The following is a 25,096-nucleotide window of genomic DNA, read 5'->3' on the forward strand; positions in this document are numbered from 1 at the left end:
CAACGCGAGGCATGCGTATCCCCGCATGTGCATCGGTCTGATGTGGAGGCAATGAATGGCTGAGTATCAATCGGTCCGCGCTGGCGCTGGTGCCCGCACGGCCCAAATCGACGTGGGTCTTCGGGCCCACATGAACAAGGTGTACGGCACCATGTCGGTGGGGCTGGCCATCACTGCACTTGCGGCCTGGGCGATCTCGGGCCTCGCAGTGGTGGACGGCCAACTGACCGGCCTGGGTCAGGCGATCTACGCCTCGCCGCTCAAGTGGCTGATCATGTTCGCACCGCTGATTATGGTGTTCGCGTTCGGCGCGGTGGTGAACCGCCTGTCGGCCGCTGCGGCGCAACTGTTCTTCTACACCTTCGCGGTGCTGATGGGCCTGTCGCTGTCGTCGATCTTCCTCGTCTACACGGGCATGTCGATCGTCCAGACGTTCCTGGTCACCTCGGTGGCCTTCGCGGGTCTGTCCCTCTGGGGCTACACCACGAAGAAGGACATCTCGGGCTGGGGCGCGTTCCTGGTGATGGGCGTGATCGGCCTGATCGTGGCGATGATCGTCAACATCTTCCTGCAGTCGCCGGCGATCATGTTCGCGATCTCGGCTCTGGGCGTTCTGATCTTCGCGGGTCTGACCGCCTACGACACGCAGCGGATCAAGAACGACTACATCCAGCACGCGCACGCGATGGATCAGGAATGGCTGGCGAAGTCGGCGATCATGGGGGCGCTGAACCTCTACCTCGACTTCATCAACCTGTTCATGTTCCTGCTGTCGTTCCTCGGCAACCGCGAATAACCCAAGCATTTCTCGGGATGTTTCAATGGCCGGTCGAAAGACCGGCCATTTTCTTTTGCGCGCTATGGGAACACCACCAACGAAAAAGGCCGCGCCAATGGCGCGGCCCTTGTCCGGTCCGTCGAAAGGCTCAGATCACTTGATCTTGCCTTCCTTGTACTCGACGTGCTTGCGCACCACGGGATCGTATTTCTTGATCGCCATCTTCTCGGTCATGGTCCGAGCGTTCTTCTTGGTGACGTAGAAATGGCCCGTGCCCGCGGTCGAGTTCAGGCGGATCTTGATGGTGGTCGGCTTCGCCATGGTGTCAACTCCGTCGCGCGAACGGTCTTTTCGCCGTTCGTGAATTCCGTGAAGCCCGCCTTTTACTGGTGTGGCGGCCCGAGTCAACATCAAACGCGGCCAAACGCCGGAGCCGGGCCAAACTCTCGGTGAGAGTTTGCGAAAGGTCCTCGCCGAGGACCTTGGCCAAATTCCTTTCGGGAATTTGTGACCCCTCTTGATGCGCGGAGGGCCTGTAAGCCGGATTCTGTCCCCCCGCTTGCGCGGGATGGATGACCATTCCTCTGGCCCTGCGATTGCCCGCAGGGTCTAGCTGCCTACCCGGACCGTCTGGGGCGAAAGCAGCCCCGGGGGTTTCCCCCCGCGAGGTCCCTATTCGGCATTGCTCCCGGTGGGGCTTGCCGTGCCGTCCCCGTTACCGGCGACGCGGTGGGCTCTTACTCCACCGTTTCACTGTCACCCCGGAATGCACCGGGGCCACCTGTTCTCTGTGGCGCTTTCCGTCAGGTTGCCCTGCCCGGGCGTTACCCGGCACCGTCACTTTCTGGAGTCCGGACTTTCCTCCCGTGGTCGGGCAAGCCCGCCACAGGCGGCCATCCAGCCCTCCGCGCCCGCCCGACCTAGGATCAGGGCGTGTCCCGGTCAATGCCAAAGCGCGCGGCAAGCCCGGCGACAAGCGCCCTGTCGATGTCGTCGAGCGGCCCGGTGGCCCAGGGGCGGAAGCGCTGGCGCACCGCGTCCAGCACGGCATCCTCACCGCAGGACACATCATAGCCGAAGCGCGCCGCGTCGCGGGTGAAGTCGCCGGGCGCCGCGGGCTCCGGCCAGACCGATGACCCCTGCCGCGCCAGCCTGCGCCAGTCGAAGCGGCGGCCGGGGTCCCACTTGCGCGTCGGCGCCATGTCGGAATGCGCGATGACGCCAGCGGGGGCGATGTCCCAGCGGGTCATGATCCCCGCCATCAGGTCTTCCAGCCGCGTCATCAGCGGCTCGGAGAACGGCTCTGCCCCGCTGTTGTCCAGCTCGATCCCGATGGAGCGTGAATTGATGTCGTCCATCCCCGCCCAGCGCCCCTGCCCCGCGTGCCAGGCGCGGTCCGCCTCGTCGACCAGTTGCCAAAGCATGCCGTCCTTGCCGATCAGGTAATGCGCCGAGACCTCGAATGCAGGATCGCACAACCTCTCAAGCGCCGCGCTGGCGCTGGACATCGCGGTGTAGTGCAGGACGATCAGGCTGGGGCGCAACCCGTTCCGGCGCGGCCCGCAGTTCGGCGAGGGGTGCGCGACAGGCGCGGTCACGCCCTAGCGCGAGACCGTGCGGAACGGGCGCGGGTCCCACCCGCAGGCAAAACCATCCCCGTCCGGGTCGATGCCCAAGCGGTCGCGGTCCGGCCCGCCGTTCGCAAGGAAATCCTGCTGTGCAAGATCGGGCGAGGCATACCCCGCGCACCTGCGCTGCGCCTTGGCCTGGGCATCGCCGAGCAGATTGGTGCGGCGGTAGACCTGCTGGCCCAGCGCATTGGTGGTTTGCAGGGCATAGGCGACGATGTTCGGGCCGGTGTCGGCGGGACGCACGGGAACAGCGGTCGGCTCGATCACGCGGTAGGCTTCACGCTGGGCGGCCAGCCGCTCGGCGTCGCTTTCGATGGTCTCGCGGGAGGCGACGGCGTCGAAGTTCTGCTCGTCCGAGATGCGCGGGTTGTTGAGGTCCGGCCCGGCCGGTGCTGCCGCAGTGTCCACGCCAGCCTCGGGCGTCGACGCGGGCGCCCGTCCAAGGGCGGTGGCGGTGTCGGCGGCAAGCTGCTCGGCCTCGGTCGCGGGCGCGGCCGGAGTGGCCGGAGGCGCGGCGCGTGCAAGCTCGGCGTCCTGCTGGGCGCGGTAGCTGTTGAAGTCGTCGAACCCCACGCCACGCGGCGCCGGGTTGGAATCGGGGATCGGCGGCGCGCAGGCTCCAAGCACGATCAGTGCGGCGATGGCTGCGGAAACTCGCATGTCTTATCCCTTGTGTTCAAGCGCAGCGGTGGCGTTACCACCATTTTCCGGGCTTCGCCACAAATCCTGCCGCGCTCTCCAGAACGTGAGCGGTGTTCAGCAGATCGCCCTCTTCCCAAGGACGACCGATCAGTTGAAGGCCCAGCGGCAGGCCCTGGGAATCAAGACCCGTCGGAACACTAATGCCCGGAAGCCCCGCAAGGTTCACCGTCACGGTGAACACGTCGTTGAGATACATCTGCACCGGATCGTCATGCGTCTGTCCCAGCGGGAACGCGGCAGAGGGCGTCGCAGGTGTCAGGATGGCATCGACGCCAGATGCAAAGGCGTCGTCGAAATCCTTCTTTATCAGCGCGCGGACCTTGCGGGCGCGGTTGTAATAGGCGTCGTAAAAGCCCGCTGACAGGACATAGGTGCCGACCATGACGCGGCGCTGCACCTCGGGGCCGAAGCCTTCGGCACGGGTCTTTTCATACATGTCGGTGATGCCGTCGCCCTGCGCGAGCTTGGCGCGGTGACCATAGCGCACGCCGTCATAGCGCGCGAGGTTCGACGACGCCTCGGCGGGCGCGATGACGTAATAGGCGGGCAGCGCGTATTTCGTGTGGGGCAGCGAGATGTCCACGATCTTCGCGCCCGCGTCTTCCAGCATCTTGCGGCCTTCGGCCCAGAGCGACTCGATCTCTGCAGGCATGCCGTCCATGCGGTATTCGCGCGGGATGCCGATGGTCTTGCCCCGGATATCGCCGGTCAGCATCGCCTCGAAATCGGGAACCGCGAGGTCTGCGCTGGTCGAATCCTTGGGGTCATGCCCGGCCATCGCCTGCATCATGATCGCGGCGTCGCGCACCGTCTTGGTCATCGGCCCGGCCTGATCCAGCGAGGACGCGAAGGCGACGATGCCCCAGCGCGAGCAGCGGCCATAGGTCGGCTTGAGGCCCACGATGCCGGTGAAGGCGGCGGGCTGGCGGATCGACCCGCCGGTGTCGGTGCCGGTGGCGGCAAGGCACAGGTCGGCGGCAACGGCGGCGGCGGACCCGCCGGACGACCCACCGGGGGTCAGGTCGGTGTCCCCCGATTTCCACGGGTTCACGGCGTTGCCGTAGACGGAGGTCTCGTTGGACGAACCCATGGCGAATTCATCCATGTTCAGCTTGCCCAGCATGATGGACCCTGCATCCACAAGCTTCTGGCTGACGGTGGATTCGTATTCCGGCTTGAAGCCTTGCAGGATGCGGCTGGCGGCCTGGCTGTCCACGCCCCTGGTGCAGAACAGGTCCTTGATGCCGACGGGGATGCCGCACATCGCAGGTGCGTCCCCGGCCTTGATCCGCGCATCGGCAGCCTTGGCACGCTCCAGCGCGATCTCGGGTGTCTTGTGCACGAAAGCGTTCAGGGCGCCTGCCCCCTCGATGGCATCAAGGCAGGCTTGCGTCAGTTCGGTCGCGGTGGTGTCGCCCTTGCGCAGCGCGTCGCGCGCGCCCGCGATGGTCAGCTTGGTCAGGTCGGACATGGGTTACTCCACCACTTTCGGGACGGCGAAGAAGCCTTCGCGCGCGTCAGGCGCATTGGCGAGCACCTGTTTCTGGATATTGCCGTCGGTCACGACATCCTCGCGGCGCTTGAGCCGCATCGGCGTGACGCTGGTCATCGGCTCGACCCCGTCGACATCGACCTCGTTCAGTTGCTCGATAAAGCCGAGGATCGCGCTGAATTCCTGCGCCAGGGCGGGCAGCGCGTCATCCTCGACGCGGATACGGGCGAGTTTGGCCACATGGGCGGCGGTCTTGATGTCGATGGACATGGGCGTCCCTTCGTCTCTTGCGGATCGGAGTCGCGTTTACCCCCGCGCCCCGCCTGCCGCAAGCATGTGACGGCGGTAGACCTCGATCATCCAGCCCAGCATCACGCCGTTGAGGATGTGCCACATGAAGTGGGTGCCGATGGGCAGCACCGCACACACCGGCTCGTCCAGCGACCGGAAGGTCAGCGAGGCGACGAGGATCGCGGCACCGATGGCCAGACCGCGCGCGGTTTCCGGCGCGCGGGTGCGCAGGATCACCGCGTAGATCGCGATAAGCAGGGGCACCGGCCAGTAGAACGACGAGATCGTGAAGAACGGCAAGGCATCGAACAGCGGTGTCAGGACGATGGCGTAGGGGATGAAGGCAAGCGTCCCGAGGATCGCGGCCCAGAGCGGCAGGCGCAGGAAGTCGCGATTGGCGGCGAAGACATAGGCCAGGATGAACAGGCCGATGGGCGTTGTGTCCGCCGTCGAGGCCCAGGCCGTCGCTTCGGTGTGGAACAGATAGCTGCCGACGCCGATGACGGCGAGGATGACAACCAGCACCATCGCCAGCGGCAGCCCCTGCCCGCGCACCCGGCGCCACATGATGAAGGCCGCGATCAGGAAGGCGGCATTGGTCACGGCGTTGATCGGTTCGGACCAGTAGGTGAAATCCGTCCGCTCGCAATAGCCGTCGATCTGCCGCATCCAGTCCATTGGCCCGCCCCGCGTTTGCCCTACGATCCTGCATGACAGCATCTAGGAGGACCGTCATGAAAATCATCTGGCTTGGACATTCGAGTTTCCGCATCGAGATCGGCGATCAGGTGCTGCTGGTCGACCCCTGGCTGAACGGCAACCCGTCCTTCCCCGAGGATCGCCGGTCCGAGGCGGTGGACGGCGCGACGCATATCCTGCTGACGCACGGGCATTTCGACCATGCGTCCGAAACCGTGGAGCTGGCGAAGGAGCTTGGCGTTCCGGTCGTCGGCATCTTCGATCTGATGAGCCATTGGGAAAAGGCGCACGGCCTTGATGTCGTCGGTTTCAACAAGGGCGGCACGGTCGCGCTGGGCGATGTCGCGGTGACGATGGTGAACGCGGTGCATTCGTCGTCGATGGGGTCGGACACCGGCCCGGTCTATGCAGGCGCCGAGGCGGGCTACATGATCGCGGCGGAAGGGCACACGATCTATCTGTCGGGCGACACCGACATCATGGCTGACATGGGCTGGATGGGGCAGCTGCACCAGCCTGACATCGGCATCCTCTGCGCGGGCGGGCATTTCACCATGGACATGGCACGGGCAGGCTATGCGGCAAGGACGTTCTTCGACTTCAAGGTGGTGATCCCCTGCCATTACAAGACCTTCCCGCTGCTGGAGCAATCGGCGGAGAAGCTGATCGAGGCGCTTCCGGGGGTGGACGTGAAGACACCCGGCGTGCTGGACGCGGTCGAGATCTGATCCGGCCCCTTGGTCTTGTTGGCAAGGCTGGGGGGCTCTGCCCCGTCGCCATTGGGGCTCGGACCAATGGCGCCACCAATGGCGACCCCCCGGAGGTACTTGGGGACCAAAGATGAAAACGGTCAGCGCCGGGCGGCGAAGAACGTCCTCAGCAGACCGGCGCATTCGGTGGCGGCGAGGCCGTCGTAGACCTCGGGCGCGTGGTGCGCCTGTGGGTGCATGAACACCCGCGCGCCGTGCAGGACGCCGCCGGACTTGGGATCGGCGGCGCCGAAATACAGGCGCGCGATCCGGGCGGCGGCGATGGCGGCGGCGCACATCGCGCAAGGCTCCAGCGTGACGTAGAGCGCGTGGCCCGGCAGGCGTTCGGACCCGGCGGCGGCGCAGGCGGCGCGCAGGGCCAGGATCTCGGCATGGGCGGTGGGATCGTTCCTCTCGCGCGTGCGGTTGCCTGCCTGCGCGACGATCTCGCCCGACGGCGAGACGATCACGGCGCCCACCGGCACCTCGCCCCGCGCGGCGGCGGCGCGCGCCTCGGCCAATGCCGTGTCCATGTGGCTGGTGAAGGTCATGGCACAGGTATCGCGCGGCGACGGCGGCGGCGCCAGACCGGAATCGAGATCGGATTTGCGGGCGCGCACGGCGCGGGGTATGGGGCAGCATGAGCGAAGACACAAAACCCGGCGAGCGGATCGCCAAGCGGCTGGCCCGCGCAGGCGTGGCAAGCCGCCGCGACGCCGAGAAGATGATCGAGGCCGGCCGCGTTGCGGTGAACGGCAAGCAGATCGCCAGCCCCGCGCTGAACGTGACCGCCGCCGACCGCATCACCGTGGACGGCAAGGCGCTGGCCGAGGCGGAACCGTCGCGGCTGTGGCTTTATCACAAGCCGCTTGGGCTAGTGACCAGCGCCCGTGACGAGAAGGGGCGCGAGACGATCTTTGACGCGCTGCCGGAGGACATGCCGCGGGTGATGAGCATCGGGCGGCTCGACATCAACTCCGAGGGACTCTTGCTGTTGACGAACGACGGCGAGATCAAGCGCAGGCTGGAATTGCCCTCGACCGGCTGGCTGCGGAAGTACCGCGTGCGCGTGAAGGGCACACCGACCGACGCCGACCTCGAGCCGCTGCGGCGCGGCCTGACGGTAGAGGGTGTGCGTTACCAGCCGATGAGCGTCACGCTGGACCGGCAGCAGGGCGCCAATGCCTGGCTCACGGTGGGCCTGCGCGAAGGCAAGAACCGCGAGATCCGGCGTGCGGCCGAAGCCGTTGGACTGGCGGTGAACCGGCTGTTGCGGGTGTCCTACGGGCCGTTCCGACTGGGCGAGTTGAAGGCGGGCGCGGTCGAGGAAGTGCGGCCCAAGGTGATGCGCGACCAGTTGGGCCTGGCGGAGACACCCGGCCAGGAAGGCAAGCCCAAGGTGCAGCGCCAGCGCAGGCCGAAGTCCTAGGTCTGCAGGCCGGGACCGGGCGTTGCCACCCCGACCCGGATCGGCGTGACCCGGTCGTGATCCACCCCATGAAATGGCTTCTTGCCCTTGCCCATCCGCCTTGCGCCTGTATTCAGGGCGCGACCTTGTGACGCGAGAGGACGGACGACATGGCGGACCTTCTGACGATCGAGAACCTCGGCAACCTGCTGATGCTGTGCTTCCTGCAGGCGGTTCTCGGCTTTGACAACCTGCTGTACATCTCGATCGAGAGCCAGCGCGCGCCGGTGGCACGACAGAAATCGGTGCGCTTCTGGGGCATCATCATGGCCGTCGCGCTTCGGGTCATCCTGCTGTTCGTGATGGTGCAGCTGATCGGCGCCCTGTCCGAGCCATTTTTCGTCTTTGCCTGGGACGGCATCCTGACGGGGGCGGTCAATTTCTCGACCATCGTCTTCGTGCTGGGCGGCATCTTCATCATCTACACTGCGGTGAAGGAAATCGGACACATGCTGTCGGTCGAGCATCTCGAAACCGACATCGACCAGAAATCCGGCAAGTCGGCAGCGCAGGTGATCCTGCTGATCGTGATGATGAACCTTGTCTTCTCGTTCGATTCCATCCTGTCGGCGATTGCGATCACGGATGTCTTCCCGATCCTGGCCACCGCGATCCTGCTGTCCGGGGCGGCGATGCTGCTGCTCGCGGAAACCGTGACCACATTTCTCAAGAAGAACCGCATGTTCGAGGTGCTGGGCCTGTTCATCCTGCTGATCGTCGGGGTCGTGCTCTTGGGCGAGGCAGGCGTCACCGCAGCCCATGCCGTGCACGACGACACGATGGCGATCCTCGTCTTCGGCTATCCTTTGGAGCCGATGTCCAAGACGACGTTCTATTTCTCGGTCCTGGTGCTGGTGATCGTCGAGGTGATCCAGACCGGATACTCGCGAAAGCTTGCAGCCGAGCGTGCGGCTACCCAGATCAGCAAGACGTTCGGTGGCAACGGCTAGGACGTTGGCGCTGGAAACGATGCAAGCGATCGCCTATAGCAAGAGCGATCGTTTCCGCGCTGCGGCGACAAGGGGGTTGTAACTGGTGTCCGGACCTGGCCTGCAGAAACTGGCCTTTGCGCTTCTGGCGGCGCTCATCCTCTACGTGTCGCTGACCGGGGGCGCGTGATGGCTCAGCGGTATGGCGGCAAGCACAGCCCCGGCGCATCGACGCCGCAAGGTTCGGGAACGGCAAAGACCGCCGGGCCGAACTGGGCGGCAAAGCGCCCCGAAGGCGCGGGCATGCGCACCAACCTTCTGTTTATTCTGCCTTTCCCGCTGATCTGGCGGGCCTTTACTTCGGGCCCGGTCGATCTTGCGTTCTATCTGGCGGCCTTTGGCGTCCTGATCCTGGCTGCGTGGCTGACGCGCGAGGGCGTGATCGCGCAGGGCGCCTATGACGCGCGCAAGGTGGCCAAGCGCCCTGCGATCCCGCGCAAGATCTTCGGCTCGATCCTGACCGGCGCGGGGCTTGGCCTTGCAGGCTTTGCGGGGCACGGGCTAATGGATGCGATCCTGTTCGGGGCTATCGGGGTTGCGCTGCACCAGTTGTCGTTCGGCCTTGATCCGCTGTCCGACAAGGGCGCCGAAGGCGTCGACAGTTTCCAGTCCAGCCGCGTGGCACGGGCCGTAGAAGAGGCGGAAAAACACCTGACCGCGATGCGCGGCGCAGTTGCCCGCACCGGCGATCGCTGGCTGGAAGGCCGGGTGGAACGGTTTCAGGACACGGTGCGCGAGCTGTTTCGCACGGTCGAGGACGACCCGCGCGATCTGACCGCCGCACGCAAGTATCTGGGCGTCTACCTGATGGGCGCGCGTGACGCGACCTTCGCCTTTGCCGACATCTACAACCGAACCCGCGATCCCAAGGCGCTGGAAGACTTCACCGCGCTGCTGGATGATCTGGAAACCAACTTCGCGGCGCGGACCGAAACGCTGCTGGCGGACGACCGCACCGATCTGGATATCGAGATCGGCGTGCTGCGCGACAGGCTTGCCCGCGAGGGCGTGAAACCCACCACGAATTAGAGACAATCCATTAGGGCCATTAGGGAAACCGGGACCATGCAAGAGAACACCCGCCAGAAGGCAGAGCAAGCGCTCGCCGATGTCGAAGCTGTCACCGCCACCGTGCTGCCAGAGCCCAAGACCGACCTCGTGCCGGTCGAAAAGGCCGACGCGCCCACCGCCGAGGAAATCCGCAAGCGGATGGCCGAGCTGGACATGACCGACACCGGGTCGATCATCGCCTTCGGCTCGGGCGCGCAGGCCGAATTGCAGACGATCAGCCAGGCGATGTTGCAGGGCGTGCAGAACAAGGACGTCGGCCCGGCGGGCGAATCGTTGCGCTCGATCGTGTCGACGATCCGCGGCTTTTCGGTCTCGGAACTCGACGTGCGCCGCAAGCGGTCGTGGTGGGAACGCCTGACCGGACAGGTCGCGCCAATGGCCAAGTTCATCGCCCGCTTCGAGACCGTGCAGGGCCAGATCGACAAGGTCACCGAAAGCCTGCTCGAGCACGAGCACAAGCTGCTGAAAGACATCAAGTCGCTTGATATCCTTTATGAAAAGACGCTCGATTTCTACGACCAGCTGGCCATCTACATCGCCGCTGGCGAGGCCAAGCTGAAAGAGCTGGACGAAACCGACATTCCTGCGAAAGAGGCTGCTGTTGCCGCTGCGCCCGAGAACGATCAGGTGATGGTGGCGCAGGAACTGCGTGACCTGCGCGCCGCGCGCGACGATCTGGAACGCCGGGTGCATGACCTCAAGCTGACGCGGCAGGTCACGATGCAGTCGCTGCCGTCGATCCGGCTGGTGCAGGAAAACGACAAGTCGCTGGTCACCAAGATCAACTCGACCCTCGTGAACACCGTGCCTTTGTGGGAAACCCAGCTGGCGCAGGCGGTGACGATCCAGCGCTCGGCCGAGGCGGCGAACGCGGTGCGCGAGGCGAACGACCTGACCAACGAGCTGCTGACCTCGAACGCCAAGAACCTGCGCGAGGCGAACAAGACCATCCGCACCGAGATGGAACGCGGCGTGTTCGACATCGAGGCAGTCAAGACTGCCAACGCCGAACTGATTGCCACCATCGAGGAAAGCCTGCAGATCGCCGACGAAGGCAAGGCCAAGCGCGCCGCAGCAGAGGACGATCTCAAGAAGATGGAAGCGGACCTGCGCGATACGCTTGCTTCGGCCAAGGCCCGCAAGACCGGCTCTGGCGAGACGGTCGGCCAGGCCGTTCCGTCGACCTGAGGCCCGGGTTGCGCGCCGCATTCACAGGGGGGACGATCCTGGCTGCGGCGCTTGCGCTTGCGGCCTGCGCCCCCTTGGAAGCGCCGCGCCAGTCGCCAAGACCCTCGGCGGCAGACCGCCCCGCCGAGGCAACCGACCAGACCGGCACCGCCATCGTGGCGCAGTCGGCCCGCAGCCGCTTGCTTGAACGCTACTACACCGGGGTCCAGAACGACCTGATCTCGCAGGGCCTCTTGCGCACCGATGGTGGCGGGCCGGATGTTCCCGTCTCCCGGCGCCAGTTGGTCGACAACTTCATCAAGATCGCCCTGTTCGAGGAGTTCTCGAACGTCGGCGGCGCGATGGTGCAACGCCAGACGGAAACCCGGCTGCATCGCTGGGAACAGCCGGTGCGCCTGAACCTCGAATTCGGCGCCAGCGTGCCGCAGGACCAGCGCGTGCGCGACGAGAACGCGGTGCGGGCATATGCTTCTCGGCTGGGGCGGATCACCGGGCATCCGATCACCTTCACCGACCAGTCGCCGAACTTTCACGTCCTCGTCCTGAATGAGGACGAACGCCAGACCATCGGCCCACGCCTGCGCGAAATCGTCCCGGCGCTGTCCTCTGGCGCGATCCGCACGATCGAGAACATCCCGCGCGCGACCTTCTGCCTTGTCTTCGCGATCGACCCAGCGAACGACAGCGAATACGGCACCGCCGTCGCGATCATCCGGGGCGAGCACCCCGAACTTCTGCGCCTGTCCTGTTTCCACGAGGAAATCGCGCAAGGCCTTGGACTGTCGAACGACAGCCCGGCCGCGCGCCCGTCGATCTTCAACGACGACGAGGAATTCGGGCTGCTGACCACGATGGATGAAATGATGCTCAAGATGCTCTACGATCCGCGCCTTCGGCCGCGCATGACCGCGGCCACGGTGCGCCCCATCGCGCAGGTGATGGCGTCAGAGCTTTTGGGCGGCGACAGTTAGGGCACCGGTTTCAGGGAGACTGCCATGGGTATCTTCGATTTCCTTTCAGGCGAATTCATCGACGTCATTCACTGGGTCGACGACACGCGCGACACGATGGTCTGGCGCTTCGAGCGTGAGGGCCACGAGATCAAGTATGGCGCCAAGCTGACCGTGCGCGAGGGTCAGGCGGCGGTGTTCGTGCACGAGGGGCAACTGGCGGACGTGTTCACGCCGGGACTCTACATGCTCGAGACGAACAACATGCCGATCATGACGACGCTTCAGCACTGGGACCACGGGTTCAAGTCGCCGTTCAAGTCGGAAATCTACTACGTCAACACGACCCGGTTCACCGACCTGAAATGGGGCACCAAGAACCCCATCATGCTGCGCGACCCCGAATTCGGGCCAACGCGCATCCGGGCCTTTGGCACCTACACGATCCGCGTGAAGGACCCCGCGCTGTTCCTGACCGAGATCGTCGGGACGGACGGCGAATTCACCATGGACGAGATCAGCTATCAGATCCGCAACGTGATCGTGCAGGAGTTCAGCCGCGTCGTGGCCGGATCGCAAATCCCGGTGCTCGACATGGCCGCGAACACCGCCGATCTGGGCAAGCTGATCGTCGCCGAGGTGTCGCCGGTGCTGGCGGGTTACGGCATCGAGTTGCCCGAGTTCTACATCGAGAACGTGTCGCTTCCCCCCGCCGTCGAGGAAGCGCTGGACAAGCGCACGTCGATGGGGCTGGCGGGCGATCTTGGCAAGTTCACCCAGTATTCCGCCGCCGAGGCGATGACCGCAGCCGCCAAGAACCCGAGCGGGGGCGGCGGCATGGGCGCAGGGCTTGGCATGGGAATGGGCATGGCGATGGCAAACCAGATGTCGCAGCCCGGGCCGTGGGGCGCCGCTCCGCAGGCGGCCCCTCCCGCTCCGCCACCGCCTCCGGTCGAACACGTCTGGCACATTGCAGAGGGCGGTCAGACCAAGGGGCCGTTCTCGAAGGCGGCGCTGGGACGCATGGCATCGGCAGGCGAGATGACCCGCGACACTCATGTCTGGACCGCGGGGCAAGACGGCTGGAAACGGGCCGAGGACGTGGCCGAACTGGCGCAACTGTTCACCATTCTGCCGCCGCCACCCCCGGGCGCGTGACGCGACGGAAATACTGGCCCGACGCGTTAGACAAGCGGCGGGGCGCGATGTGCGCCCGCCCGTTTCAGCACGAGGATGCTTGATGATGTCGACCCGCCCCGCCTATTCCCCGCTTCAGATCGGCCTGCACTGGCTGGTCGCCATCCTGATCTTCGCCGCCTGGTTCACCCATGAGGACATGGGACAGGCGCTGCGCCAGCGCATCGAGACTGGCGCGACCGGGATCGAGGGCAATACGCTGCATGTCTGGCTTGGCGGTGCGGCATTCCTTCTGATCCTTGCCCGGATCGTCGTGCGGATGGTCAGCGGCGCCCCTGCACCCGAAGCGCAAGGCGGGCCGTTGATGGCAAAGGCCGCAGTCTGGGGCCACCGCTTGCTGTATGCGCTGATGATCCTCGCCCCGATGGCCGGGGCTGCTGCGTGGTATGGCGGCGTGCGCGAGGCGGGCGAGGTCCACGAGACGCTGGGCAGCGCGCTGTTCTTCATCGCCCTCGCCCATGCGGTCGTGGCGCTGGTCCATCACTATGTTCTGAAGGACGGAACCCTCTTGCGGATGATACGCCCCAAGGCATGACACGGCGCGGAACCATCATGCTGATGCACTGGGCGAACGCGCTGTTCGTCCTGCTGCTCTGGCGGGGCGGAGAGCTTGCGTGGCTCAACTGGTGCTTCGCCGCCACCGGAATCGTCTGGTGCGCGTTGACGCTGGGCGGCGGGATGCTGGGGCGACCGGGGCCAAAGCTGACGGGGATCGCGCGGGCGGCGTTCACTCCGATGCACTACGCGCTTATCCTGACCGTCGGCGCCGCATCGGTTCTGATCGCGGGGGCAGAAATGGGGCTGGTCGCACCCGGTCACGGGCGGCGACTGGTGCTGATCCTGATGGCGGCGGGAACGCTGCACGGCGTCTACCACATGTGGCGGCACACCGCGCTGAACGACGGCGCGCTGCGGACGATGCTCCCGAGGGCGTGGCACAAGCATTTGTAGCGGGGGGCGGCGCGTGACGCAGGCTTCCCGATGACTTCTTGGAGCGCGAAGTGCATTATGCTGCGCCTTCAACGAACGGCCACTCAAGCTTTGCGTGGGCTGGTGAACCAAGGCCTCGACCAATCGTTCCGCGAAATCAGAAGTTGCGCACGGATCAAGATCTGATGCCCTCTTCGCGGCGTAATGGTTCCCTGACGCTTGATCGCCGTATAAGATAACGGCACAATTCGATATCGGGTGTTTTGCTTGATGAATGTCTGACACCAAGATTTCCCTGCCCACGTGGAGCGATGAAATGAAACTTGGAGCTTTTTCAATCAGTCTTCCGGTTAAGGACATCACGGCTTCGATGGCGTTTTATGCGAAACTTGGCTTTGCGCCCAAGATGCCTTTCGAGGAGGGTGGGAAGTGGGCAATTCTGGTCAATTCCGACGACCATGTTATTGGCTTGTTCGAAGGGATGTTCGATCAACCGATGCTGACGTTTAACCCTGGATGGGATCAAACAGCCGGGCCGGTTGATCCATTTGAAGACGTGCGCGCCCTACACGCTCAGATCACGGCGGACGGCGTTGAGGCCGGGCAGGAAACTCTAAGTGGCGAGACTGGCCCTGGCAGCTTCATTGTCGTTGACCCAGACGGTAACCCCATCCTGATTGATCAGCACAGATAGGTTCTCTTCCTCACTGACGTGTGCGGCCTCAAGGTTTGGATCGGCGTCAGGAGGAGCACTAGACCCTGAATTTCCGTCCGATTGTCTTCGACAAATGATCGGACCATGGGAGCAGCCATTGGTCCTGATGCGCTAGTGGTCCACTTCGCCCGCTTCCCATCCTTCGGCACGGTTGGAATCTGGCTTACCGAACCAATTACCACCCGGCCAAAGCCTACCCCCCAAGCAAACTCAGCAGCGGCACCTCGCGGCATGATCCCGGCGGAAAGCTGTAGTCCTCTGCCCGCGTCGCCGGGAATCGACGTTCAGGCGGCACCTGGCTTTCGACGATCAGCGCGTTGCCCAGGCACAGGTCCTGCGCCGCGTTGCCGATGTTGAAGCCGAAGCCGTCCGCGCCGCAATCGTCGCCCCAGCCGTTCATGTTCCACTCCTGCGTGATAAGGCGCCCCGGTGCCCAGACCACGAACTGTCCCGACTGGCTGTCGAAATTCAGCGTCCAGGACGTGTCGAGCGTCAGCGCGCCAAGGCCCCAGCCGCCGATCCGCGTACCGTCGCGAAAGCCCTCGATGACAAAGCACTGAAGGTCGCTTTCCGTCACCAGCCGCCCGGGCACCGTATCGGCGTCATAGGACATCGCGCCGCGCATCGCGTATCCGCCGCCTCCGTCCCATTCGAAGGCCCAGGTCACCGGGTCGGCCTCGGATCGCCCGGCCAGAACGACAAGACCCAGACCCACCAGAACACCGCGCATCGCTTGCCACCCGTCTTGCCTCATGTGCTGCAGCATAGCCCCCTGCCCGCGCCCCGCAACGCATCGGCGGCGAAAACCCTGTTCCCCATCGCGGCGGGGCCGATTAGGTTCCGATCGAACGCCGCCAATGCAAGGAGACCGGGAATGACCGAGGAACACCGCTTTCCCTGCAACCAGTGCGGATCGGACATGCGGTTCTCGCCCGCCGACTCGCTGCTCAAGTGCGACCACTGCGGCAACACCGCACCGCTGGAGGGCACCGGCTTTGCCACCCAGCCGATCAAGGAACTGGATTTCCGCGCGGGGCTGGACGCCCAACTTCCCACCGAGGAGATGGAGGAAACCCGCGTCCTGTCCTGCCCGTCTTGCGGCGCGCAGGTGGAATTCGACGGCGCCGTGCATTCCAAGGAGTGCCCGTTCTGCGCCACGCCGGTCGTCACCGACACCGGCACGCACCGCCATATCAAGCCGCGCGGGCTGCTGCCGTTCAAGCTGGAGGAACGCGACGCGCACAAGGCGATGACCGACTGGCTGGGCCGGTTGTGGTTCGCGCCGAACGGGCTGCAGAACTATGCGCGCAAGGGGCGCAAGATGTCGGGCATCTACGTGCCGTTCTGGACCTACGACGCCGACACGAAATCCAGCTACCGGGGCGAGCGCGGGACGATCTACTACGTCACGCGCACACGCACGGTGAACGGCAAGACGGAAAGCTATCAGGAACAGCGCATCCGCTGGTCGCCCGCGTCGGGGCGCGTGGCGCGGTTCTTCGACGATGTGCTGGTGCTGGCGTCCCGCTCGCTTCCCAAGCAATACACCGAGGCGCTGGAGCCGTGGGATCTGTCGTCGCTGGAGCCCTACAGGCCGGAATACGTCGCCGGGTTCCGGGCCGAAGGCTATGTCGTGCAGCTTGACGAAGGCTATCACGAGGCGCGCGCCTACATGGACCGGGTGATCGAGCGCGACGTGAAGTTCGACATCGGCGGCGACCGCCAGCGCATCCACGGCATCGACACCGACATCAGCGACGTGACGTTCAAGCACATCCTGCTGCCGGTCTGGCTGGCCGCCTACAAGTATCGCGGCAAGACCTACCGCTTTGTCGTGAACGGCGTCAGCGGCAAGGTGCAGGGCGAGCGTCCGTGGTCGGCGTGGAAGATCGCGCTGGCGGTCATCGCGGGGCTGATCGTCGCCGGGGCCGTCGGCTATCTGTTCGCGATGAACCAATGACGCCTGCATATGACAGCTTCCTGACCCTGCTGCACCGGCGCCATTCCTGCCGCGCCTTCCTGCCGGATGCCGTTCCCGGCGACACGGTGACGGCGATCCTGACTGCCGCCCAGCGCGTCGCAAGCTGGAACAACACCCAGCCTTGGATGCTGACGATCACGCGGCCGGGTGAGACCGAGCGCCTGCGCGGCGTCATGACCCAAGCGGCACAGGCAGCGCCGCCCGGCCCCGACCTGCCGTTCCCGGAGCGCTACGAAGGCATCTACAAGGAGCGCCGTTCGGTCTGCGGTTGGCAGCTTTACGACGCGGTCGGCGTGCAGAAGGGCGACCGCGCCGCATCGGCCCGGCAGGGGATGGAGAACTTCCGCTTCTTCGGCGCGCCGCATCTGGCCGTCGTCACCTCGCCCGCCGATCTAGGTCCCTACGGCGCTGTCGATGTCGGCGCCTATGTCATGGGCTTCATGCTGGCCGCCGAGGCGCTTGGCGTCGCCACCATCGCGCAGGCGGCGCTGGCACCCTTTGCGGATGTCCTGCGCCGCGAGCTGGACCTTCCCGAGGACCGGCTGGTGGTCTGCGGCATCGCCTTTGGGTTCGAGGACCGCGACCACCCCGCCAACAGCTACCGCACCACGCGCGCCGATCTGGACGAGGTGGTAACGTGGCGGGGGTGACGCTGCGCTCGCTGTCTTGCGTGGAGGACGAAGAGGCGCTGCGCGAGATCGTGACGGAATACCTCCGGCCCATCGTGGCGGGCATGGCCGAACATTTTGACGTTCCGCGCGGCCTTGAAGATTTCGTGGCCGCGACGATGGCCAATCTCGACGCCTACCTTCCCCCCAAGGGTCGCACGATCCTGGCCGAGACAGAGGACGGTGCGCTGGTCGGTTGCGGGTTCCTGAAACGCATCCGCCCCGACGCCGTGGAGATGAAGCGACTCTATGTCCGCCCGGCGTTGCGCGGCACCGGGCTGGGCGGGCGCCTGATCGACCGGCTGATGGACGAGGCGCGCGAGATGGGCGCGCGCTGGCTGTATCTCGACACCGGGGCACACATGACGGACGTGCAGGCGATTTATCTGCATCTGGGGTTCGAGCATGTCGCCCCCTACCCCGAAAGCGAGAATGGCCCGGACATGGCGCCTTACTTTGCCTTCATGCGCTTTGACCTTGGGTGACGCGGACAGATTGCGCGAAGCTGCCGCAGCGTCTATCCACACGTCATGTGAGCGATAACGGAAAGGGAGCCGGCCAATGATCCTGTGCTGCGGAGAGGCGCTGATCGACATGCTGCCGCGCGAATCCACCGGCGGCGAGGCCGCCTTCGCCCCCTATCCGGGCGGCGCCGTGTTCAACACCGCCATCGCGCTTGGCCGCCTCGGCGCGCCCACGGGGTTCTTCAGCGGGATTTCGACGGATCTGTTCGGCGCGCTTCTGCAGACGGCGCTGGCAGAGTCGCAGGTGGACACCTCGCTTCTGGCGCTGTCGAACCGCCCCACGACGCTGGCCTTCGTGACGCTGACGGGCGGACAGGCCAGCTATGCCTTCTATGACGAGAACACCGCCGGGCGGATGCTGGGCCTTGGCGATCTGCCCGATGTCCCGGCGGATTGCGCGGCGCTGTTCTTTGGCGGCATCAGCCTGCCGGTCGAACCTTGCGGCACCGCTTATGAGGCGCTGATGGCGCGCGAGGCTGCATCGCGGGTCACGATGATCGATCCGAACATTCGCCCCGGCTTCATCACCGACGAGACCGCCTATCGCGCCCGCATCGACCGGATGCTGGCGCAGGCCGATATCGTCAAGCTGTCGGACGAGGATATCCGCTGGCTCTACGGGACCGGCGATCTTGAAACGCTGGCCCACCGCGTTCTGGCAATGGGCGCGCGCGTCGTCTGCATCACCGAGGGCGCAAAGGGCGCACACGGCTTCACCGCTCAGGATCACGTCTTTGCCCCTGCGCACCGGGTCGAGGTGGTCGATACCGTCGGCGCGGGCGACACGTTCAACGCCGGGGTGCTGGCCGCGCTGCACGAAGCGGGCGCCCTGTCCAAGGACAGGATCGCGTCGCTGGACGCAGGCACCCTGAAGGCCGCGCTGGCGCTGGGGGTGCAGGCGGCCGCCGTCACCGTCAGCCGCGCGGGCGCCAACCCGCCGTGGCGTCGCGATCTGGCATGACCCGGCGCGTCGTTATGCTGGGCGTGTTCAACGCCGATACGACCTACCGCGCACAGCGGCTGCCCCGGATGGGCGAAACGATCATGGGCACGGGCTTTGCCCTTGGTCCCGGCGGCAAGGGATCGAATCAGGCGGTCGCCGCAGGCAGGCTTGGCGCGGACGTGCGGTTCCTGACGCGGCTGGGGCGCGACGATTTCGCCGAGATGGCGCGCGCGATCTGGCGCGGCGCGAACGTCATGCCCATGGTGATCGAGGATGCGGACAGCCACACCGGCGCCGCGCTGATCTTTGTCGAGGACGGAACGCGCGACAACGCGATCATCGTCGCCCCCGGCGCTGCCGCGCGCATGACCGAGGCCGATATCGAGACCTGGGGTGCCGAGATCGACGGTGCCGCAGTGTTCCTGACCGGACACGAGGCGCCGCTTGCGCCGGTTCTGGCCGGGTTGCGACGGGCGCGGGCCGCTGGTGCCGCGACGATCCTGAACCCGGCCCCCGCCACGCCGTTGCCAAAGGACGCGCTGGCGCTGTGCGACTACATCACCCCGAACGAGAGCGAGGCCGAGGCGCTGACCGGCCTGCCCGTCGCCTCGCTGGACGAGGCACGCGCAGCGGCGGCACGGCTGCGCGAGATGGGCGCGGGCTGTGTCGTGATGACCCTTGGCGCGCGGGGCGTTCTGTTCAACGACGGAGCCGTGTCCGAGGTCATTCCGGCGGTGACGGCGGGCGACGTGGTCGAGACCACCGGCGCTGGCGACGCCTTCAACGGCGCTTTCGTGGCGGGACTGGCCGAGGGCCGCACCCCGATCGAGGCCGCGCGGCACGGCTGTGTCGTTGCGGGGATATCGGTGACGCGCCCCGGCGCGGCGGCGTCGATGCCCACGGCGGCAGAGGTCGCTGCGTTTGTGGAAGCTCAGGGGTAGCCTGGAGCGGGTACACGGAATCGAACCGAGCTAGCCTGCTTGGAAGGCAGGTGCATTACCACTATGCTATACCCGCTTGGGCCTGCCTGGTTTAGGTCAGTCGATCCGGCGCGTCAATCGGTCAGGACAAGGCAGCGGGCGGCAGGATCAGGATCGCGCGGAAATCGTTGACGTTGGTCAGCGTCGGGCCGGTCACGACCTGATCGCCGAGGCTCGCGAAAAAGCTGTGCGCATCGTTGCGCGCCAGTGCCGCCTCAGGGTCCACACCTGCCACGCGTGCCCGCGTCAGCGTGTCCGGCCCGACTAGAGCCCCCGCCACCTCTGCCGCGCCGTCCACTCCGTCGGTATCGCAAGCGATCAGGTGGATGCCCTTGGCACCGTTCAAGGCGATCGCCGCCGCAAGCGCATATTCCGCATTCGGGCCGCCGATCCCGTCGCCGCGCCGCGTCACGGTGCATTCCCCGCCCGACAGCAGCAGGACCGGCGCATCGCCCGGCGACAGCTTTGCCGCGATGTCGAGCGCAAGCGCCGCATGAACGCGCGCCAGATCGCGCGCCTCGCCCTCCAGCGCGTCGCCCAAGTGCCGCACGTCGATCCCGTCTGCGCGGGCAAGCTCTGCCGCTTCGGCAAGCGATTGCGCGGGCGCGGCGACCACGCGGTTTTCCGTGGTGGACAGCCGCGCATCATCCACCGGAATCGCGCCTGTCGCGCGGTCCAGCACCGTCAGCGCCGCCTTGGGAACATCGACGCGGTAGCGCTCGATCACCGCGCGCGCATCATCCGGCGTCGACGTCTCGCCCACGGTGGGACCAGAGGCGATGGCCGCAGGGTCGTCGCCCGGCACGTCAGAGATCATCAGCGCCAGCATCCGCGCAGGATACGCGGCAGCGGCGAGTTGCCCGCCCTTTACCCGGCTGAGATGCTTGCGCACCACGTTCATCGCGCCGATGGGTGCACCCGAGGCCAGAAGCGCGCCGTTCACCGCCTTCTTGTCGTCCAGCGTCATGTCGCCCGCAGGTGCGGTGAGCAGCGCCGATCCCCCGCCCGAGATCAGGCACAGCACGAAATCCTCTGTGCCCAGCCCCGCCAGCAGGGACAGCATCCGCCCGGTCGCGGCGTCGCCCGCCGCGTCAGGAACCGGATGCGCAGCCTCGACGATCTCGATGCCTTCGCAAGGGCGCGCATAGCCGTAGCGGGTGATGACCAGCCCCTCGCAGGGCCCCCACACCGATTCGACCGCCTCGGCCATCCGCGCGCTGGCCTTGCCCGCGCCGACCACCAGAACGCGGCCCGAGGGTTTCGGCGGCAGATGTTCGGGGATCACGCGCATCGGATCGGCGCGGGCGACCGCCGCATCGAACAGGCGGCGCAGAAACCTGGCCGGGTCGTCCCGCGTCATGCTGGCCCGCCCCGCACCGGTCACGCCGCGCGGCGCCTGCGCCCGAAGATCAGGCGCGCAAGACCGCCCAGCAGCAGCGACACAAGCGCCCATCCCGCGAAGAACCCGGCGCCCGCCGTGATAAGACCGTCCGTCGTCGTGGGCATTCCGGGGCGGTAATCGTCCCAGGTGCGCGACAGAAGCTCGGGATCGTTGTAGCGCCAGACCTGCGCCATGCGCATCAATGGCTCGGCCTCGCGCAGCGCCTGGTAGTCGCGCGACAGCCGGTCATAGCGGCTGACCTGTTCGGACAGGGTGCCGCTGATCTCGGTCCCGAAACTGCCCGCACGCGACAACTCTGCCAGGGCCTCGTCGCGGGTCTTGCCGCTGGCCGCCGCTCCGGTTTCCACAACCAGCGCCACGGCGCGCAACTCGTCCACCGCACCGGACAGGCGCTGCATGTATTGCTGCGAGAACTCGGGCGCCTGCGACGCGGCAAGCGCGCCCGCCAGTCCACCGGCCATGGCAAGCGTCTTGATCATGGCGAAAGCCTACAGAACGCCGGCGTAGATGTCCGCGATTTTCGCAACGGCGGCCTCGGGGGGCATCTCTTCGCTTGTCCCGGTGCGGCGCGACGTCAGCTCGACCACACCGTTCTTGAGCCCGCGCGGACCGACGGTGATCCGCCACGGCAGGCCGATCAGGTCCATCGTCGCGAACTTGGCCCCTGCCCGTTCCTCACGGTCGTCATAAAGCGGCTCCAGCCCCAAGACTGTGAGCGCGGCATAAAGGCTTTCGCAGGCGCCATCCGCCTCGGCGTCGCCTTGCTTGAGGTTGACGATCCCGCAGTGGAACGGCGTCACGCCTTCGGGCCAGATGATGCCGTTGTCGTCGTGGTTCGCCTCGATCAGCGCGCCGACAAGGCGGCTGACCCCGATGCCGTGCGACCCCATGTGCACCGGCACGCGGGTGCCGTCGCGGTCGGCGACGACAGCGCCCATGGCATCAGAATACTTGGTGCCGAAATAGAAGATCTGTCCCACCTCGATGCCACGCGCGGTGCGGCGGCGTTCCTCGGGGATGGCGTTGAACAGCGCCTCGTCATGGGTCTCGTCGGTGCGGGCATAGCGCGAGGTGAATTCTTCGAGCACGGCCTGGCACTGATCGACGCTGTCATAGTCGATCTGGCGGTCACCGAATTTCAGATCGGTGATCTCGCTGTCATAGAACACTTCCGATTCGCCGGTCTCTGCCAGCACGAGGAATTCGTGGGTGTCGTCGCCGCCGATGGGGCCGGAATCGGCGCGCATCGGGATCGCCTGAAGGCCCATGCGTTCATAGGTGCGCAGGTAGCTGACAAGGTGGCGGTTGTAGGCGTGCAGCGCGTCCTCTTTGGTGAGGTCGAAGTTGTAGCCGTCCTTCATCAGGAACTCGCGGCCGCGCATCACGCCGAAGCGCGGGCGGATCTCGTCGCGGAACTTCCACTGGATGTGGTACAGCGTCAGCGGCAGGTCCTTGTAGCTGCCCACATGGCTGCGGAAGATGTCGGTGACCATCTCTTCGTTGGTCGGCCCGTAGAGCATGTCGCGCTCGTGCCGGTCCTTGATCCGCAGCATTTCGGGGCCATAGGCGTCGTAGCGCCCGGATTCCTTCCACAGATCGGCCGATTGCAGCGTCGGCATCAGCATCGGGATATGCCCCGCGCGCGCCTGTTCCTCGTGCACGATCTGCTCAATCCGCTTGAGAACCTTGTAGCCCAGCGGCAGCCACGAATAGATCCCCGCGCTCGATTGCTTGATCATGCCAGCGCGCAGCATCAGCCGGTGGCTGGCGATCTGGGCGTCGGCAGGGGTTTCCTTGAGGACGGGCAGGAAATAGCGGGACAGGCGCATGGGGTGCGGGCCTTGGCGTGGTTTCGGGTCGGTCCAAGCCTCTAGGGCATCGCGCGTGTTCAGACAAGCGACGCACGCTTGCACCATGTAGCAGCACAAGCGATACCGGACAGGGAAACAAGGGTCGGACGATCATGGCACTGGCGATCAAGACACAGATGTACGTCTGGGGCGCGTTCGGCGCCCTGAGCTTCGTGCTGCTCTGGCTTTTGGGTGACGTGCTGTTGCCGTTCGTTCTGGGCGGCGCGGTGGCGTATTGCCTCGATCCGATCGCCGATGCGCTGGAACGGCTGGGGCTCAGCCGGGTGCTGGCGACCGTGGTCATCACCCTGTTCGCCATCCTGATCTTCGTCGTCCTTGCACTGGCCGTTGTCCCGACGCTGATCCAGCAGTCGGTGCAGTTGTTCAACACCGCGCCAGAGCTGGCGCGGAACCTGCAGAACTTCCTGACCGAGCGGGTGCCGATGATCATGGACGAAGGCTCGATCGTGCGCCAATCGCTGCAAAGCGTGGCCGACACGATCAAGTCGCAGGGCGCCGAGCTTCTGAACAGCGTCCTGACCTCGGCGCTGAGCTTGCTGAACGTGGTCTTGCTGTTCTTCATCGTGCCGGTGGTGGCATTCTACCTGCTGATGGACTGGGACCGGATGGTCGGCCGCATCGACGAATTGTTGCCGCGCGACCATGCCCCGACCATTCGCAGGCTGGCCAAGGACGTCGACCGCACGCTGGCTTCGTTCATTCGCGGGCAGGGCACGGTGATGACCATTCTGGGCGTCTACTATGCCGGGGCGCTGATGCTGGCGGGGCTTCAATTCGGCCTCGTGATCGGCGCGGTTGCGGGGCTGGTGTCGTTCATTCCCTATGTCGGCGCCATCCTCGGCGGCGGGCTGGCCATCGGCATCGCGCTGTTCCAGTTCTGGGGCGATTGGGTGATGATCGGGATCATCGGCGCGATCTTCTTCTCGGGGCAGATCCTGGAGGGCAACATCCTCACCCCCAAACTGGTCGGCTCAAGCGTCGGGCTGCACCCCGTGTGGCTGCTGCTGGCGCTGTCGGTGTTCGGGTCGGTGTTCGGGTTCATCGGACTCCTGGTCGCGGTGCCTGTCGCTGCCGCGCTTGGTGTCTTCGCGCGCTTCGCGGTGGAACAGTACAAGACCGGACGGCTGTATCACGGGCTGTCCTGGCGCGACGGCCCCGGCGACTGACGCAAGTGGCGGACCAGCTGACATTCGACCTGCCGGTGCGGCCCGCGCTGGGACGCGGCGATTTCTTCGTCTCGCCTGCCAATGCCGTTGCGGTGGCACAAGTCGAAGGCTGGGGCGACTGGCCGCAGGGCAAGCTGGTGCTGTGCGGCCCGGCCGGATCGGGCAAGACGCATCTGGCGCATGTCTGGGCGGCGCTGTCGGGCGCGCGGATCGCAAGCGTGCAGGACCTGTCCGAAGCGGCGCTTCCCCGGCTGGCAGCCGCACCGCTGGTGGTCGAGGATGCGCAGCGCGTCGCCGGAGACCCGGCGCTTGAGCGGTCGCTGTTCCACCTGCACAATATGGCCCTTGCCGCTGGTTCTGCGCTGCTGCTGACGGCGCGCGATGCGCCGTCGCGCTGGGGCATCGCCCTGCCCGACCTGCGCAGCCGCATGGAGGGCACCAACGTGACCCGCCTGGACGCGCCCGACGACGCGCTTCTGAGCGCGGTGCTGGTCAAGCAGTTCGCCGACCGACAGATCGACATCGACCCGCGCGTGATCCAGTTCCTCGCCCCCCGCATCGAGCGGGATTTCGAGCGTCTTGGCGCGCTTGTCTCCGCGCTCGACCGGGCCGCGCTGGCGCGGCAGAGCCCGATCACCGTTCCCCTTGCCCGCGCCGTGCTGGACAGTCTCGACCGGGGCGCGGAGTAATGTCACGCTGGCGTCACGAACC

28 protein-coding genes, 1 tRNA gene, 1 other RNA gene and 1 pseudogene are annotated in these 25,096 nt (G+C 66.0%); 18 read left to right on the plus strand and 13 right to left on the minus strand.

Annotation, left to right across the window (positions count from 1 at the left end):
• Positions 1-55: 55 nt before the first annotated feature.
• Positions 56-796, plus strand: a complete 741-nt coding sequence (locus tag KTJ87_RS16000; protein WP_267140152.1) for a Bax inhibitor-1/YccA family protein — start codon at positions 56-58, stop codon at positions 794-796.
• A gap of 135 nt (positions 797-931) precedes the next feature.
• Here KTJ87_RS16000 and rpmG read toward each other — a convergent pair whose 3' ends face one another.
• The 7 genes from rpmG to KTJ87_RS16035 all read right to left on the minus strand — a co-directional run bounded on the left by rpmG (position 932) and on the right by KTJ87_RS16035 (position 5,572).
• Complete coding sequence (gene rpmG / locus KTJ87_RS16005) at positions 932-1,099, minus strand: 50S ribosomal protein L33 (protein ID WP_007204264.1); 168 nt, start codon at positions 1,097-1,099, stop codon at positions 932-934.
• Positions 1,100-1,298: 199 nt separating this feature from the next.
• An RNA gene (gene rnpB, locus KTJ87_RS16010) (RNase P RNA component class A) lies at positions 1,299-1,687 on the minus strand.
• Positions 1,688-1,704: 17 nt separating this feature from the next.
• The gene (locus KTJ87_RS16015) at positions 1,705-2,376 is read right to left on the minus strand and encodes an N-acetylmuramoyl-L-alanine amidase (RefSeq protein ID WP_267140153.1); all 672 of its coding nucleotides are present in this window, start codon (positions 2,374-2,376) and stop codon (positions 1,705-1,707) included.
• Positions 2,377-2,379: 3 nt separating this feature from the next.
• On the minus strand, positions 2,380-3,069 hold the full coding sequence (locus KTJ87_RS16020; protein WP_267140154.1) for a hypothetical protein: 690 nt from the start codon (positions 3,067-3,069) through the stop codon (positions 2,380-2,382).
• Positions 3,070-3,103: 34 nt separating this feature from the next.
• Complete coding sequence (gatA, locus tag KTJ87_RS16025; RefSeq protein WP_267140155.1) at positions 3,104-4,582, minus strand: Asp-tRNA(Asn)/Glu-tRNA(Gln) amidotransferase subunit GatA; 1,479 nt, start codon at positions 4,580-4,582, stop codon at positions 3,104-3,106.
• Positions 4,583-4,585: 3 nt separating this feature from the next.
• The gene (gene gatC / locus KTJ87_RS16030; protein WP_267140156.1) at positions 4,586-4,873 is read right to left on the minus strand and encodes an Asp-tRNA(Asn)/Glu-tRNA(Gln) amidotransferase subunit GatC; all 288 of its coding nucleotides are present in this window, start codon (positions 4,871-4,873) and stop codon (positions 4,586-4,588) included.
• A gap of 36 nt (positions 4,874-4,909) precedes the next feature.
• Entirely contained in the window at positions 4,910-5,572 is a 663-nt protein-coding gene (locus KTJ87_RS16035; RefSeq protein WP_267140157.1) for a ceramidase domain-containing protein, read from the minus strand.
• Positions 5,573-5,628: 56 nt separating this feature from the next.
• On the opposite strand from KTJ87_RS16035, the gene KTJ87_RS16040 reads away from it, so the two are divergent.
• Positions 5,629-6,321: a metal-dependent hydrolase gene (locus tag KTJ87_RS16040; protein ID WP_267140158.1), complete on the plus strand. Its 693-nt coding sequence runs from the start codon at positions 5,629-5,631 to the stop codon at positions 6,319-6,321.
• A gap of 122 nt (positions 6,322-6,443) precedes the next feature.
• Here KTJ87_RS16040 and KTJ87_RS16045 read toward each other — a convergent pair whose 3' ends face one another.
• A complete protein-coding gene (locus KTJ87_RS16045) occupies positions 6,444-6,893 on the minus strand; it encodes a nucleoside deaminase (RefSeq protein ID WP_267140159.1) in 450 nt (149 codons plus the stop codon).
• A gap of 89 nt (positions 6,894-6,982) precedes the next feature.
• Between KTJ87_RS16045 and KTJ87_RS16050 the strand changes: the two are divergent.
• The 9 genes and pseudogenes from KTJ87_RS16050 to KTJ87_RS16090 all read left to right on the plus strand — a co-directional run.
• A pseudogene (locus KTJ87_RS16050) lies at positions 6,983-7,765 on the plus strand (pseudouridine synthase); the annotation flags it as partial.
• A 155-nt stretch (positions 7,766-7,920) separates the two neighbouring features.
• Entirely contained in the window at positions 7,921-8,760 is an 840-nt protein-coding gene (locus KTJ87_RS16055; RefSeq protein ID WP_267140161.1) for a TerC family protein, read from the plus strand.
• A 168-nt stretch (positions 8,761-8,928) separates the two neighbouring features.
• Positions 8,929-9,828: a 5-bromo-4-chloroindolyl phosphate hydrolysis family protein gene (locus tag KTJ87_RS16060; protein WP_267140162.1), complete on the plus strand. Its 900-nt coding sequence runs from the start codon at positions 8,929-8,931 to the stop codon at positions 9,826-9,828.
• A gap of 36 nt (positions 9,829-9,864) precedes the next feature.
• Positions 9,865-11,058, plus strand: a complete 1,194-nt coding sequence (locus KTJ87_RS16065) for a toxic anion resistance protein (protein ID WP_267140163.1) — start codon at positions 9,865-9,867, stop codon at positions 11,056-11,058.
• Between the two features lie 8 nt (positions 11,059-11,066).
• On the plus strand, positions 11,067-12,029 hold the full coding sequence (locus KTJ87_RS16070; RefSeq protein ID WP_267140164.1) for a DUF2927 domain-containing protein: 963 nt from the start codon (positions 11,067-11,069) through the stop codon (positions 12,027-12,029).
• Between the two features lie 24 nt (positions 12,030-12,053).
• Positions 12,054-13,166, plus strand: a complete 1,113-nt coding sequence (locus tag KTJ87_RS16075) for an SPFH domain-containing protein (protein WP_267140165.1) — start codon at positions 12,054-12,056, stop codon at positions 13,164-13,166.
• An 85-nt stretch (positions 13,167-13,251) separates the two neighbouring features.
• Positions 13,252-13,740 carry a cytochrome b gene (locus tag KTJ87_RS16080; protein ID WP_267140166.1) on the plus strand — a complete coding sequence of 163 codons (489 nt, stop codon included), beginning with the start codon at positions 13,252-13,254 and terminating at the stop codon, positions 13,738-13,740.
• A complete protein-coding gene (locus tag KTJ87_RS16085) occupies positions 13,737-14,156 on the plus strand; it encodes a hypothetical protein (RefSeq protein ID WP_267140167.1) in 420 nt (139 codons plus the stop codon). The genes KTJ87_RS16080 and KTJ87_RS16085 overlap by 4 nt, the downstream gene beginning before the upstream one ends.
• A 253-nt stretch (positions 14,157-14,409) precedes the next feature.
• Positions 14,410-14,829 carry a VOC family protein gene (locus KTJ87_RS16090; RefSeq protein WP_267140168.1) on the plus strand — a complete coding sequence of 140 codons (420 nt, stop codon included), beginning with the start codon at positions 14,410-14,412 and terminating at the stop codon, positions 14,827-14,829.
• 214 nt (positions 14,830-15,043) lie between these two features.
• On the opposite strand, the gene KTJ87_RS16095 is transcribed toward KTJ87_RS16090, so the two are convergent.
• Positions 15,044-15,580, minus strand: a complete 537-nt coding sequence (locus KTJ87_RS16095) for a hypothetical protein (protein WP_267140169.1) — start codon at positions 15,578-15,580, stop codon at positions 15,044-15,046.
• Positions 15,581-15,724: 144 nt separating this feature from the next.
• Here KTJ87_RS16095 and KTJ87_RS16100 point away from each other — a divergent pair, with 144 nt between their 5' ends.
• The 5 genes from KTJ87_RS16100 (at position 15,725) to KTJ87_RS16120 (ending at position 19,907) form a co-directional block, all read left to right on the plus strand.
• On the plus strand, positions 15,725-16,810 hold the full coding sequence (locus tag KTJ87_RS16100) for a TFIIB-type zinc finger domain-containing protein (RefSeq protein WP_267140170.1): 1,086 nt from the start codon (positions 15,725-15,727) through the stop codon (positions 16,808-16,810).
• The gene (locus KTJ87_RS16105; RefSeq protein WP_267140171.1) at positions 16,807-17,481 is read left to right on the plus strand and encodes a nitroreductase; all 675 of its coding nucleotides are present in this window, start codon (positions 16,807-16,809) and stop codon (positions 17,479-17,481) included. The genes KTJ87_RS16100 and KTJ87_RS16105 overlap by 4 nt, the downstream gene beginning before the upstream one ends.
• Positions 17,469-17,984, plus strand: a complete 516-nt coding sequence (locus tag KTJ87_RS16110; RefSeq protein WP_267140172.1) for a GNAT family N-acetyltransferase — start codon at positions 17,469-17,471, stop codon at positions 17,982-17,984. Before KTJ87_RS16105 ends, KTJ87_RS16110 begins: the two co-directional genes overlap by 13 nt.
• Positions 17,985-18,060: 76 nt before the next feature.
• The gene (locus KTJ87_RS16115) at positions 18,061-18,984 is read left to right on the plus strand and encodes a carbohydrate kinase family protein (RefSeq protein WP_267140173.1); all 924 of its coding nucleotides are present in this window, start codon (positions 18,061-18,063) and stop codon (positions 18,982-18,984) included.
• On the plus strand, positions 18,981-19,907 hold the full coding sequence (locus KTJ87_RS16120) for a ribokinase (RefSeq protein WP_267140174.1): 927 nt from the start codon (positions 18,981-18,983) through the stop codon (positions 19,905-19,907). The genes KTJ87_RS16115 and KTJ87_RS16120 overlap by 4 nt, the downstream gene beginning before the upstream one ends.
• A gap of 2 nt (positions 19,908-19,909) precedes the next feature.
• On the opposite strand, the gene KTJ87_RS16125 is transcribed toward KTJ87_RS16120, so the two are convergent.
• From KTJ87_RS16125 to proS, 4 genes are all read right to left on the minus strand, one after another.
• A tRNA-Gly gene (locus KTJ87_RS16125) sits at positions 19,910-19,983 on the minus strand.
• Between the two features lie 45 nt (positions 19,984-20,028).
• Positions 20,029-21,306: a glycerate kinase type-2 family protein gene (locus tag KTJ87_RS16130; protein ID WP_267140175.1), complete on the minus strand. Its 1,278-nt coding sequence runs from the start codon at positions 21,304-21,306 to the stop codon at positions 20,029-20,031.
• A gap of 20 nt (positions 21,307-21,326) precedes the next feature.
• Positions 21,327-21,827 carry a DUF2937 family protein gene (locus tag KTJ87_RS16135; protein WP_267140176.1) on the minus strand — a complete coding sequence of 167 codons (501 nt, stop codon included), beginning with the start codon at positions 21,825-21,827 and terminating at the stop codon, positions 21,327-21,329.
• 9 nt (positions 21,828-21,836) lie between these two features.
• Positions 21,837-23,177, minus strand: coding sequence for a proline--tRNA ligase (gene proS / locus KTJ87_RS16140; protein WP_267140177.1), 1,341 nt, complete (start codon positions 23,175-23,177; stop codon positions 21,837-21,839).
• A 134-nt stretch (positions 23,178-23,311) separates the two neighbouring features.
• Here proS and KTJ87_RS16145 point away from each other — a divergent pair, with 134 nt between their 5' ends.
• Both KTJ87_RS16145 and KTJ87_RS16150 read left to right on the plus strand, forming a co-directional pair.
• Positions 23,312-24,385, plus strand: coding sequence for an AI-2E family transporter (locus KTJ87_RS16145; protein WP_267140178.1), 1,074 nt, complete (start codon positions 23,312-23,314; stop codon positions 24,383-24,385).
• 5 nt (positions 24,386-24,390) lie between these two features.
• On the plus strand, positions 24,391-25,074 hold the full coding sequence (locus KTJ87_RS16150; RefSeq protein WP_267140179.1) for an HdaA/DnaA family protein: 684 nt from the start codon (positions 24,391-24,393) through the stop codon (positions 25,072-25,074).
• Positions 25,075-25,096: the final 22 nt, after the last annotated feature.

The sequence above is a fragment of the Anianabacter salinae genome, assembly GCF_019061145.1.
GTDB classification, from domain to species: Bacteria; Pseudomonadota; Alphaproteobacteria; order Rhodobacterales; family Rhodobacteraceae; genus Anianibacter; species Anianibacter salinarum.